The sequence below is a fragment of the Protofrankia sp. Cj3 genome (assembly GCF_917627355.1).
Classification (GTDB): Bacteria; Actinomycetota; Actinomycetes; order Frankiales; family Frankiaceae; genus Protofrankia.
Genome location: NZ_CAKJTR010000007.1, coordinates 2,104 through 14,443, shown reverse-complemented (window position 1 = coordinate 14,443; position 12,340 = coordinate 2,104). Strand labels below are relative to the sequence as shown.

The following is a 12,340-nucleotide window of genomic DNA, read 5'->3' as shown; positions in this document are numbered from 1 at the left end:
CCCGCTAGCCGACGGGCTGGCCGTCGGCGTCAGTTCGGTGCCGGGCGGACGTCGAGATCGCGGGCCGCGGCGACCGGGGTGGGATCAAGGCCAAGAACAAGGGCGAGGTAGACACCGGCGTAATCGAACAGGCCGGCCAGGGACGCCAGCCGTTCCAGCCGGCTCGCCCCCTGCGCGGTCAGCTCGGTGACCCCGATCCCACGCTCGGCGGCGGCGGCGATCGCGGCATCGGCCTGCCGGGTGACCGCCGGATGCTCCTCGGTCTGGTCACGCAGCAGCACAAGGCGGAGCCGCACCTGCTCCGTCTCCGCCACTCGGTCGCGAAAGAAATCTTCAAGATCTTCGGCCGCACCGCCACCGATGGTGGCACCATCGGCACCGCCCCTGGTGGCGCGGACTCCGAACGCGCCATCCAGGACGCCCGCCTGGGCGCCCGCGTCCGCTGGCAGCGTGCCGAGCAACGCGGGGTAACCAGCGTCGGCAGCCAGCTGATCGGCTGCGCGACGGGCCGCGGCGGCGGCCAGCGGGGTGGTCGCCCACAGCAACGGCAACGAACCGGCAAGCGCGAGCGCCAGCTCCTTGGCGGGGCTGACGAAGGTCTCGCTGGTGGGTCGACAGCGCACGGCCAGTTCCTCCAGCCGCTCCGCCGCGGCCTCGATCGCGCCCGGTCCCCCGGCCTCGCTGGGGACGAGGCCGAGAGCACGCGCGGCAACCACCGCGGGGACCAGCAGCGCCCAGAAACTCGCGCGGGTGGGCCTGTCATCCACCACCGGAACGGGAACGAACAGCGCCCGCGCCCGGCCGGCCAGCACGGCCAGCGGCGAATCGGGTGCGCCCACGACGACCGCCCGGCAACCGCGACGATCAGCCTCCCGCAACGCGGTCAGCGTCCGCGCATCGCGTCCCGAGGCCGACATCGCGAACACGACGTCGGCGACACCCACCCACCCGGGCAGGCTGTAGCCGTTGTCCCCGAACACCGGGACCGGGCACCGCGGCCCCGCCACAGCGGCCAAGGCCGCGCCGAGCGCCTCCGAGCCGGCGGCCCCGGCAACGAACACGGCACGTGGGCGACCGCCGGCGGCGAGTGAATCGAGCCGGGCCTCTCCGGCCAGCGCCGCGGACTCCCTGACCTGGCGGGCCGATGACGCCACATGCAGCAACATTCCGGCCGGATCGGCCGCCGTCAGCCGAGCGACGTCATCCAGAATGGCCTCGTCCACGATCGCCCCCAGCGCCCGTCCCAGTTCCCGCACGTGCCGCCCGCCCTCCCCGCAGCTACCCGAAGGAGCATCCTGACAGGTACCCGCGGACAACGGAGGCAGCCAGGCCTGTTCGGGTTCAGGGAGAGCTGGGAACCCCGCCCGGCACATCCGCGGCCGGCACGTCCCCGCCGAAGGGGACGGCCTCATCGAGCAGCATCACCGGGATCTCGTCGCGGACCGGGAAAGCCAGGCCGCACGAGGTGCAGACCAGGACGGGCTCACCGGCGAGCGTCTCCGCGCGTAGCGGGGCATGGGCCGGGCACGGACAGGCGAGAATCTCCAGCAGGAGTGGATCGAGACTCAACGGTCGGTCTCCCTTCCGGGACGGATGCGGGTGAGGACCTCGTCCCGCACCCGGGACATCGTGACATGGTCGGGGGCCTCCACGTTCAGGCGCAGCAGCGGCTCGGTGTTGGACGGACGAAGGTTGAACCAGACACCGCCCCCGAGCGAGACGGTCAGCCCGTCGAGATGGTCGATACCGGTCGCGAGGCCCACATACGCCTTCTCGATCTCGGCCATGGTAACTCCGGCGTCCGCGACCACAGAGTTGATCTCACCGGAGAGCGCGTACGGGGCATAGCCATCAAGAAGGCGCGACAGCGGCTGGTCCTGCTCGCCGAGCGCGGCCAGGACGTGCATCGCGGCGAGCATCCCGGAGTCGGCCCGCCAGAAATCCCGGAAGTAGAAGTGGCCGGAGTGCTCGCCGCCGAAGACCGCGCCGGTGCGGGCCATCTCCGCCTTGATGAACGAATGACCGACACGGGTGCGCAGCGGGACGCCACCAAGCCTGGAGACGAGCTCGGGCACGGCATTACTGACGATCACGTTGTGGATGATCGTGGCCCCCGGTTCCCGGGCGAGTTCCCGCTCAGCGACCAGCGCGGTGATGGTGGACGGTGAGACGCCCTCGGCGCGCTCGTCGACGACGAAACAGCGGTCCGCGTCGCCATCGAAAGCGAGCCCGATGTCAGCGCCGGTGGCGCGGACCGCGGCCTGTAGGTCACGCAGGTTCGCTGGCTCGATCGGGTTGGCCTCGTGATGGGGAAACGACCCGTCCAGCTCGAAGTACAGTGGGTGGACCGTCAACGGCAGGCCGTCGAACACGGCCGGGACGGTGAGGCCGCCCATACCGTTACCCGCGTCCACCACGAGCCGCAGGGGCCGGATCGCGGACAGGTCGACCAGGGTACGCAGGTGCTCGGCGTAGGCCGCCAGCAGATCCCGGTGCGTGATCGCGCCACGCGGCCCGGTGAACGCCGGGACCCCCGCCTCGACCAGTGCCCGGATGTCACCGAGACCACTGTCCACCCCGATCGGAGCCGCACCGGCCCGGCACAGCTTGATGCCGTTGTATGTGGCCGGGTTGTGGGAGGCGGTGAACATCGCTCCCGGGATGTCCAGCGAACCGGCGGCGAAATAGAGCAGGTCGGTCGAGCCAAGCCCGATCATGATGACGTCCGCGCCCTGGCCCGCGGCGCCGTCGGCGAACGCCTCCGACAACGGGACCGACGAGCCGCGCATGTCACGCGCGACAACGACCCGCGGGGCCGCGAGCACGCGCACGAACGCGGCGCCAACCGCGCGAGCGATGTCCGCGTCCAGCTCCGACGGCACAATCCCCCGCACATCATATGCCTTGAAGATCCGCGATAGATCGCGCACCCTTCCGCCCTTCCCCCGGTCGACCGGCAGATACGCGATCATCACTCCGCTCGCGCGCCCGCGGCACAAGGAACGCTGGCCAACACTGGTACTGGTACCAACGCCGATGACCCTACCGACGCCGGGTCCACTCCGGCTGCACTGGCCACGACGCGCGGCGAGCCGGACGGCCCGCCCCAGCGGATATGCCCGCCGGACGGGCGCCAGGGCGGCCTCAGCTCGGTCGGGGCAGCACCCGCAGATGACCGCGTCGACCTGCGGGTGTGGACGGATCGGGCGGATCCTCGCGGCCTGCTGGTCGGCTCACCTCACGAACCGCGTCCGCGAGCGCCTCAAGATCATCAGAGGCTGCACTGTGCCTGGGCTCACCCTCGATCCGCACGACCGCCCAACCAAGTGGCACAGTGAGGCGGTCGGCATGCGTTCCACACAGGTCGTAGGAATGCGGCTCGACGTATGGGGAGAGTGGCCCGAGGACGGCCGTCGACTCGGCGTAGGCGTACGTGAGCGTGGCGACCGCGGCCGCTGAACATGCCGAGCGGGAGCAGCGCCGAGGCTTCACGTTCCGGACGGTAGCCCCCGGAACGGGCGACGGCCACCACCACCCGCCGTGTCGCAGCCAGCCGCGGAGCCATGGTAAGCAGTCAACGACGCTCCGTACCTACCAGCTGAACCGACGGACACACCTGGATACGTCAGAGTAACCGAGGGGAAATTCACCCGATGGATCCGGAGGGCGTCGGTACGGTTGCCGCTCGCGAGCCGTACGCTCACGCCATGGCGGACAACGCCTCTCCCGGCGCATCCTGGGGAACCCCCGGGCCGGACTTCCCGGCCGCTCAGCCTCCCATCCCGGTATCGCGTCGCCGGGACCGGCGCGGGCGCGGTCTGCGCGGTGCGCTCCTCCCCCCGGAGGTCCCCGCCTACCGCAGCCGTGGGGAACGCTTCGACGACCTCGTCCTCGATGCCGTGGAGCACCTCGAGCACCGCTGGTCCGCCGAACTGTCGGACGTCGAGTTCGCGGTCGAGGACGTTCCGCCCCTGCCCGCTGTCCTCGGCCCGGACGAACCCGTGCCGCTGGCGCACCATCAGCCGCCCGCCGGCCGGGGACGCTCCGCGACGCCGCACCGAATCATCATCTATCGCCGGCCGCTGGAAGCCCGCGCGATGGACACCGACGACCTCGCCGAACTCATCCTGGACGTTCTCATTCACAAGGTCGCGGACATGCTCGGCGTGGAACCGGAGGTCATCGACCCGGAAGGCCACGGCTGGCACGAAGACGAATAAGAGCGCCCGGCAACAGGGGCGTGGATCAAGGAGCGAAGTTGAGGTGCGTGCCCCAACACCGCGACGCCGCGTCCCTGTTGCCGGTCGCTCTCACTCTCGCCCGCGGGTTGTCCCCAGGCATGTGACGGACGCGGTATGCCGGTTTCCCGACCAGGCCAGGACACCACAGACACCACAGACACCACACCTTCCGCTCGCTCGGGGCTTGCGCCAGCCGGCTGAGCAGCCGCGCGGCCGTGCCCGCATGCCCTCCGGACCGCATGCCCTGAGCAGCGCGCAAGCGCCCTGAGCAGTTCACCAGAAGGAGGACGGACAACAGTGACCGCCGGGACGCCCGACCGGATTCTGCGGCTGTTCGGGCGGGTGCGCACCTACGACTGGGGCTCGCCCAGCGCCATCTACGACCTGCTCGGTGAGACGCCCACCGGCGAACCAGCCGCGGAGCTGTGGCTTGGCACCCATCCAGGCGCCCCGTCCGAGGTCGAGACCGCCAACGGGCGGCGGCCAGCCGCCGATGTCGCCGGCCCGCTGCCTTTCCTGCTGAAGGTTCTCGCCGCGGAGAAGGCTCTCTCGTTGCAGGTCCACCCGGACACGACACGGGCGCAGACCGGCTTTGACGACGAGGAACGGTCCGGCGTACCGCGCGATGCCGCCCAGCGGCGGTACCGGGACCGCAATCACAAACCCGAACTGATCGTCGCGCTCACGCCTTTCCGCGCGCTGGCCGGCGTCCGTGACCCGCAGCGGACCCTCGCCGTTGTGCATGGCCTGGGTTATCCGCCGCTCGAGGCCGCGTTCGCGCCGCTTGAGCGGGATCCGGCCGCGGGCGCCGCGACGGTCCTGCGCACGCTGCTGACGATGCCCGCCGACCAGGCACACGGTTTTGCCCGCGGTCTGGCCGAGGCGGCCGCGATGCTCGAACCACCGGCGGCACCGGCGGCACCGGCGGCACCGGCGGCACCGGCGGTGGCGTCCGCCGCCGACCTGGTGCGCCGGCTTGCCGCGACGCACCCCGGCGATGTGGGAATCGCCGCGGCGCTGCTGCTCAACGACATATCACTGCGGCCTGGCGAGGCGCTGTTCCAGCCCGCACGCCTGCTGCACGCCTATGTCCACGGCGTCGGCATCGAGATCATGGCTACGTCGGACAACGTGCTGCGCGGCGGCCTGACACCGAAACACATCGACGTCGACGAGCTGCTGGATGTCCTTGACCCCACGCCGGCCCCGGCCCCGGTGCTCATCCCCCGGACGACACTGGCGACGACTGGGATCACCGTGCGTACCTGGGATGTTCCTGTTGACGACTTCCTGCTGGCTGAGGCGATCTGCGACCTGCCGGCCGGTGCCCCACCAGGCGGTGACGGCGTGACGGTCACGCGTCCGGCCATCCTGCTGGTCACCGACGGCACCGTCGAGGTAGGCGGCACGGGCACGGGCACCATCAGGCTTCACCGCGGCCAGGCGGCCCTGCTCGCCCCGGGATCATCGGAGTCGACACGGCTCAGGCTCACCGGTGTGGGCCGGGTGTTCCTCGCCTCACCTGGATAAGAGCGACCGGCAATAGGGGCGTGGATCAAGGAGCGGGGCTGGGGTGTGTGCATCGCGAGGCGGAGGAGGGAGTCACCCTGGTGTTGGGTGGCGACCGACGACAACGCGGCCGGGCGGGATGCGGGGAGCCACGAGCCGGACAGTCCTATCCTCGGGCGCTCCAACGCGCGTCGCCCCGCGTCCGGCCCGGTCAACGCTGACACCGACCGTGCCGAGCCGGCCGGGGCCGCCAGCCGGGCCGCAGCCACCGGGATCCGCCGGCTGGCGCCGTGCCCACCCGCGAGGCCCTCGGCTGGTGGTGACGTGCCCGTTGGGCACGATCGGGCGTTCACCGTGCGGTGAACGCCTGCCCGCCGGCCTTCCCCTCGCGACGGTCAGACCGCTCGGCGGCGCAGCCTGCGCCGTTCACGCTCGGACATGCCGCCCCAGATCCCGAACCGCTCATCCTTGTCGAGCGCGTACTCCAGGCACTCGCTCCTGACCTCGCAGCCCGAGCAGATGCGCTTGGCCTCGCGGGTCGAGCCGCCCTTCTCCGGAAAGAACGCCTCCGGATCGGTCTGGGCGCACAGCGCGCGCTCCTGCCACTCCGGTGGGTCGGCGAGGATGTCGTCCATATCGAGTTCGATGATGTTGGCCGAATCATGATCGTAATGTTCGGTGGCTGTCTCATCGGGATGCGCCGATCCGGCAGGCTCACCGTCGGGGCCAGCATCAAGATCAAATTTGACGGTAACCAGCTCTCCGCCACCGTGGTGGCCGGGGTCAGACTGCCTCGGCCATCGGTCAACAGCCATCCCGGCGGACAGCGCGGCGCGGGGTCGGTGCGTTTCAGCGAGAACGATGCGGACGCCCGCGTCGGTGCGTTCCATGTGGACTCCTCCAGACCCGTCGCGGTGCGGTCGGCCACCCCCCGGGCGCCGGCGCGCAGGTGACTGGTGTCCACACCGGCCGGGCGAGTGCTTTATCGCACTTTCCCCACCGGCGGGGGAAATGACACGCCGGTAATTACACGCGCCGAACTCAGCGACGTCAACCCCACCAGCGCAACATCTTCTACAACCAGCGATCAGACAATAGCTCACGGTAGCAAGATGCCGTTACAGAGGGTCCCCCTTCGCCGCCCTGAGCAACACACGTCAACCCCTCGCACCCCCCGACCAGGCCATCTTACCGTCCGAAATTGCATGAGTCCGTCATGAATTGTCCTGCTCATGACATCTCCTCTCATCCACCTGACATCCGTGGACACCGTGCTTCCGAGACGTCGACGGCACGCTGGGACAACCAGCGCTCGCAACCGGCATCAACGGCCCTGGCGGCGCGCGGGCGTCGATCGCGATGGGGACCCGGCCCGAGGCCGCAGCCCGGCCGGCATCCAGAACACGGGCCCCGGGCGGATGACGATCCTTGGGGACCATTGTCCGGCCGGGCAGACGATCACATCACCGGGACGGCGAGATCGGGACCGAGGACCCGTCAGGAGATGATCGGAAGGACCCTGCGCGCACCGCCGACAGACCCGGCCGCGGCATCCGGGCGGGCCGCGGCGAACCGCTCCGCGCCGACGGCTCCGTAGGTCGTGGTGCGCTGGCGGGCGGGCCGGCCCGCGCCGGCCGCCATGGCCTCCAGCTCGGCGATGGATCGGGCCGACCCGTGCTGGGAGCCCGCCATGCGGCTGATGGTCTCCTCCATGAGGGTCCCACCGACATCGTTGACACCACCGCGAAGGACCTGATGGCAGCCGTCCACGCCGAGTTTCACCCACGAGCACTGGATGTTGTCGATCGCGCCGTGCAGCAACAGCCGGGCCATCGCGTGTACCGCCCGGTTCTCCTCAACGGTGGGGCCGGGCCGGGCCACGCCAGCCAGATAGATCGGCGAGCTGTGATGGACGAACGGCAGCGCCACGAACTCGGTGAACCCTCCGGTACGCTCCTGGATGCGCCGCAGCAGCCGCAGATGGGCCAGCCAGTGGGCCGGCGTGTCGACATGCCCGTACATCATCGTGGCGGACGACGGCAGACCGATCTCGTGCGCGGTTGTGATGATCTCCACCCAGCTCGCGGCCGGCAGTTTGCCCTTGGTCAGCACCCATCGCACGTCATCATCGAGGATCTCCGCGGCCGTCCCGGGAATCGAGTCGACACCCGCCTCACGAGCGGCGGTCAGCCAGTCACGGATGGACAGGCCTGTCCGGGTGACGCCGTTGACGACCTCCATCGGCGAGTAGGCATGCAGGTGGACGGCTGGCACCCGACTCTTGATCTCGCGTGCCAGCTCAAAGTACGCGTTCCCGGGCAGGTCCGGGTGTATGCCGCCCTGCATGCAGATCTCGGTCGCGCCGGCCGCCCACGCCTGTTCGGCACGGGCGCCGACCTCCTGCCGGGAGAGGGTGTAGGCGTCGGCGTCGTTGCGCCGCTGCGCGAACGCACAGAACCGGCACCCCGTATAGCAGACATTCGTGAAATTGATATTCCGGTTGACGACGTAGGTGACGTCGTCCCCGACCGTGTCTTGGCGCAGGTCGTCCGCGAGCCCGCAGAGCTCCGCCAGTGCCGCGCCCGAGGCGTCGAACAGCACCAGGGCATCCGCGTCGCTGATCCCCGCCGGGTCCCGGGTGGCGCGGCGCAGGGCGGCCCGCTCCGCGCCGTCGAGGCGCACCAGCGGCACCGCGCGCACGCGACCCCGTGCCGACGACCCCGTCAGCACCTGTACCGGCCGCGCTGACCCGCGCACGCAGGACGTCCCAGTCGCCGTACACGGAGACGAAATCCGCTCTGCGGTCGGCCTGGCGGCCGGTGACGTCAATGGCGGCGTGCAGATCGACCCGGCCGCTGTTCGCGAGGCCGCCGTCGGGCTCCTGCCATGGCCGCCCCACCGCGGTGGCCGCGGAGCGCAGCAGGCCGTCCGGACCGGCCAGGGCGTCGACGTGGGATCGCAGCCGCGGGTCCAGCCACGGTTCGCCGAGATAGGGCGGATAGACGGTCAGCCTCGGCCGCAGCGTGAAGCCCGCCGCCCGCGTGAGCGCGGCCAGCGTCTCCACCGCCGGCCAGGGGCGTTCGGGGTTGACGTGGTCCGGGGTGACCGGGGACACCCCACCCCAGTCGTCGATGCCCGCGGCAAGCAGAAGCGCGCATTCGCCGGCATCGACCAGGTTCGGCGGCGCCTGCAACCGGACTGACGGCCCGAGAACGAGCCGGGCGACCGCGACCGCGGCCGCCAGCTCCGCCGCGCCGACGTCCGGCTCGCCACACATCGCCGTGCCGTCCTTGGCCCGGAAGTTCTGCACGATCACTTCCTGGACACCGCCGTAACGCCGCGCCACCTCCCGGATCGCGAACAGGGTCTCGGCCCGTTCCAACCGGGTCTCGCCGATCCCCAGCAGCAGGCCGGTGGTGAACGGGACAGCCAGGCGACCGGCGTCCTCCAGCACCCGCAACCGGCGCGCCGGCTCCTTGTCGGGCGAGCCGTGGTGCGGGCCGCCTGGGTCAGACCACAGCCTGGCCGCGGTCGTCTCCAGCATCATCCCCATGGACGGGGCGACCGGCTTGAGCCGGGCCAGCTCCTCCCACGACAGCACGCCCGGGTTCAGGTGCGGCAGCAGCCCGGTCTCCTCCAGAACGGCGATGGCCGCCGCCCGCAGATACCCGGTGGTCGAGTCGTAGCCGTGCGCATCCAGCCATTCGCGCGCGGCGGGCCAGCGATCCTCCGGGCGGTCCCCCAGGGTGAACAACGCCTCCGCGCATCCTGCCGCCGCGCCCTGGCGGGCGATGTCGACGACCTCGTCGAGATTCAGGTAGGGCGCGGGCAACCGCCGCGGGACGGTCGCGAAGGTGCAGTAATGGCACCTGTCCCGGCACAGCCTGGTCAACGGGATGAACACCTTCGGCGAATAGGTGATCGTGTCCGGCCGGCCGGCCGAGCGCAGTCCGGCGGCACGGACCCGCGCGGCCGACCCGGACAGATCAACAAGATCGTCTCCACGGGCGGCCATCAGGACAGCCGCCTCCACCGCATCGAGGAGCGCGCCGTCGCGGGCCCGCCGCAGCGCGCGCCGTAGTGCCGCGGCACCGGGCGCCACCGGTACGGCGGTCGGCACCGGCCGCGCGCCGATGCCGACCGAACCGTCGGCGGGCTTCCCTGCTCTCGTCATCCGCTCACCCGAACCCCAATGGTCATCTAGCAATCAGCACCGCCAGGAGCGTCCGCCGGCCCACGCCCCAGAGCGCCTCCCTTCTCCGCCGCACGAGCCAGCTCTCCGCCGCACGAGCCAGCCGCCGGGATCACCGCCCAACGATCGGCGACCGAACGACCTGCCCGCGGTCGCCGCCAGGTCGGCCGATCATCCCGACCGGCCCGGACACGACGGACTGACGCTGCGGAACCGACCAACGACACCGAGGGTGTGGTACATCCGGCAGCGGGCCGCGAGCTGGTCGCAGCGCTCCGCGGCGGCGTCGCGCTGTGTCGGCGAACGACCTGCCCACTGGCGCAGCTGAGACCGCCGGGCAGCCTCCACCTGCGGGTGGCGCGCGCCAGCCAGGGCCCGGGCCAGGGTGGCGGTGAGGGCGTCGAGAGTGTGCCTCATCGCGATCGGCGGCCTCTTCGTGATCTCAGGCATGGACCGTCCTTCCGCTGTTCCAGCGCTGGGTGCGAGATGTTCGCAGCCGCGGCGGGCAGCAGGCCGGACGTGCAGGTCGCCTGGCAGACCACCCGCTGCTCCAGTGCGCTGGTCCGCTACGCGGATCGGCGCATGCCATCAGTCTCACCACGCTCTCGAAGCAAAATCAAGAGATAGAACTCAAAAAGATCATCAGCTGCTTTCGGTGAAAGCAGCTGATGAACATTCCGATTCGGGATCGCGCACCCGACGCATCCACCGTCGATCCACCGCCGCGGGCCGAGGCCATCCGATGGCATCCATCGAGCACCTCGCGGCGGGGCCTGATGGCCCACTGGCAGCGCGGAAAAATATGATCATGCCGGCTTCGGCCCCGGTCAATGTGACCGGACGGCCCGGCGTCCCGCGACCCGCGGGACGCCGGGCCGTTAAACTGATCAGGTGCCGCGTAACCGCCAGGAGGTTCCGCGCGAGGAGCGGATTGACGCGCTGCTGGCCGTCGCTGAACAGCAGTTCCTCGCCCGGGGCTTCGCCGCCACATCCATTGCCGAAATCGCGCGAGCCGCGGGCATCGAGCCAGGGTCCGTCTACTGGTACTTCCGATCAAAAGACCATGCGTTCGCCGCGGTTCTCAACCGGCTCCTCGACGGTGAGGTCGACCGGATCGACACGTTCGCCGGTGATCCGGCCCAGAAGCTGTTCGCCGCCCTCGACTCGGTCGAACGCCGGCGGTCCCTGCACCCATGTGTGGCCGAGCGAGCACCGCACTCACCCACAGTCATGGAGTACCACGAACGCCTGCATGCCTGGCTCCACGACCTGGCCCTGGCGACAGTCGCGGACCGGGTGACCGAGCCCGATCGGGAAATCGCCGCGGACGCGGTCGTGGCCACCATCGAGGGCGGCCTGGCCAACCCGGCTCCCGCACGGCCGACCAGCAGCCTCGTACGCTATCTGCTTGCGTCGTTCACAACCCGCCAGCCGCAGGCGCGGGCGGGCACGGCCCTCTCCCCCTGAGACATCCGACCACGGCGGGTGCCGTCGAGGAAGCTCGTCCCGCCGGGGCTACGGTCAGGACACCGCGTGGACGGGAGCGACCGGTGACAGGACGGCGGGACGTGGGTATCGGATGAAGATCACAACTCTTGCGGGTGGCATCGGCGCAGCCCGCTTCCTGACCGGGGTGAAGGCTGTGTTGCCGGATGCCGAAATCACGGTGATCGGCAATACCGGCGACGACATCACCCTGCACGGCCTGCGGATCTGTCCTGATCTCGACACCGTCATGTACACGCTCGGCGGCGGCGTCTCCCCCGAGCGTGGCTGGGGCCGCCATGGCGAGACATTCACTGTGGCCGAGGAGCTGGCGGCCTACGGGGCAGGTCCCACCTGGTTCGGGCTCGGCGACCGCGACCTCGCCACGCATCTCGTGCGCACCCGGATGCTCGCCGCCGGCTACCCGCTCACCGACGTCACAGCCGCGCTCTGCGACCGGTGGAAACCCGGGGTATGCCTGCTGCCGATGAGCGATGAACGGGTCGAGACGCACGTCGTCGTGATGACCGACGCAGGCCGCCGGGCCGTGCATTTTCAGGAGTGGTGGCTGCGGATGCGTGCCGCCACACCAGCCATAGAGATCGTTTCGATAGGCGCCGAGGCCGCGCGACCCGCGCCCGGCGTGCTCGACGCGCTTGCCAACGCCGATGTCGTGCTCCTCCCGCCGTCGAATCCGGTGGTGTCCATCGGGTCGATCCTCGCCGTGCCCGGGATACGCGCGGCGCTGGCACAGACGCCCGCTCCAGTCGTGGGCGTGTCGCCGATCATCGGCGGCGCGCCCGTCCGCGGCATGGCGGACGCCTGCCTCACCGCGATCGGTGTGGCGACCAGTGCGGGCGCGGTAGGCACCCACTACGGTGCCCGTCGCCACACCGCCCAGCGCGGCACAACC

General features: G+C 70.6%; 11 protein-coding genes and 1 pseudogene. 5 read left to right on the top strand and 7 right to left on the bottom strand.

Annotated features, from left to right (window positions below; genetic code table 11):
• Positions 1 to 29: 29 nt before the first annotated feature.
• The 4 genes from MJ783_RS01815 to MJ783_RS01800 form a co-directional block, all read right to left on the bottom strand.
• Complete coding sequence (locus MJ783_RS01815) at positions 30 to 1,256, bottom strand: SIS domain-containing protein (RefSeq protein WP_239308141.1); 1,227 nt, start codon at positions 1,254 to 1,256, stop codon at positions 30 to 32.
• Positions 1,257 to 1,341: 85 nt separating this feature from the next.
• Positions 1,342 to 1,569, bottom strand: a complete 228-nt coding sequence (locus tag MJ783_RS01810) for a Trm112 family protein (RefSeq protein WP_239308140.1) — start codon at positions 1,567 to 1,569, stop codon at positions 1,342 to 1,344.
• On the bottom strand, positions 1,566 to 2,930 hold the full coding sequence (locus MJ783_RS01805; RefSeq protein ID WP_239308139.1) for a phosphomannomutase/phosphoglucomutase: 1,365 nt from the start codon (positions 2,928 to 2,930) through the stop codon (positions 1,566 to 1,568). Before MJ783_RS01805 ends, MJ783_RS01810 begins: the two co-directional genes overlap by 4 nt.
• 214 nt (positions 2,931 to 3,144) lie before the next feature.
• The gene (locus MJ783_RS01800; RefSeq protein ID WP_239308138.1) at positions 3,145 to 3,492 is read right to left on the bottom strand and encodes a DUF3499 domain-containing protein; all 348 of its coding nucleotides are present in this window, start codon (positions 3,490 to 3,492) and stop codon (positions 3,145 to 3,147) included.
• Between the two features lie 161 nt (positions 3,493 to 3,653).
• On the opposite strand from MJ783_RS01800, the gene MJ783_RS01795 reads away from it, so the two are divergent.
• From MJ783_RS01795 to MJ783_RS01785, 3 genes are all read left to right on the top strand, one after another.
• A complete protein-coding gene (locus MJ783_RS01795) occupies positions 3,654 to 4,220 on the top strand; it encodes a metallopeptidase family protein (RefSeq protein WP_239308137.1) in 567 nt (188 codons plus the stop codon).
• Between the two features lie 318 nt (positions 4,221 to 4,538).
• Complete coding sequence (gene manA, locus MJ783_RS01790; RefSeq protein ID WP_239308136.1) at positions 4,539 to 5,771, top strand: mannose-6-phosphate isomerase, class I; 1,233 nt, start codon at positions 4,539 to 4,541, stop codon at positions 5,769 to 5,771.
• 87 nt (positions 5,772 to 5,858) lie between these two features.
• Positions 5,859 to 6,113, top strand: coding sequence for a hypothetical protein (locus MJ783_RS01785; RefSeq protein WP_239308135.1), 255 nt, complete (start codon positions 5,859 to 5,861; stop codon positions 6,111 to 6,113).
• A gap of 32 nt (positions 6,114 to 6,145) precedes the next feature.
• Here the strand turns inward: MJ783_RS01785 and MJ783_RS01780 are convergent, their stop codons facing one another.
• The 3 genes and pseudogenes from MJ783_RS01780 to MJ783_RS01770 all read right to left on the bottom strand — a co-directional run bounded on the left by MJ783_RS01780 (position 6,146) and on the right by MJ783_RS01770 (position 10,392).
• Positions 6,146 to 6,385, bottom strand: coding sequence for a WhiB family transcriptional regulator (locus MJ783_RS01780; RefSeq protein ID WP_239308173.1), 240 nt, complete (start codon positions 6,383 to 6,385; stop codon positions 6,146 to 6,148).
• Between the two features lie 862 nt (positions 6,386 to 7,247).
• Positions 7,248 to 9,924: pseudogene (locus MJ783_RS01775) on the bottom strand (bifunctional FO biosynthesis protein CofGH).
• A 189-nt stretch (positions 9,925 to 10,113) separates the two neighbouring features.
• Positions 10,114 to 10,392 carry a hypothetical protein gene (locus tag MJ783_RS01770; RefSeq protein ID WP_239308134.1) on the bottom strand — a complete coding sequence of 93 codons (279 nt, stop codon included), beginning with the start codon at positions 10,390 to 10,392 and terminating at the stop codon, positions 10,114 to 10,116.
• A 441-nt stretch (positions 10,393 to 10,833) separates the two neighbouring features.
• Here MJ783_RS01770 and MJ783_RS01765 point away from each other — a divergent pair, with 441 nt between their 5' ends.
• Positions 10,834 to 11,409, top strand: coding sequence for a TetR/AcrR family transcriptional regulator (locus MJ783_RS01765; RefSeq protein WP_239308133.1), 576 nt, complete (start codon positions 10,834 to 10,836; stop codon positions 11,407 to 11,409).
• Positions 11,410 to 11,521: 112 nt separating this feature from the next.
• Positions 11,522 to 12,340, top strand: an 819-nt coding sequence (gene cofD / locus MJ783_RS01760) for a 2-phospho-L-lactate transferase (RefSeq protein ID WP_239308132.1), incomplete at its 3' end; no start/stop codon positions are given.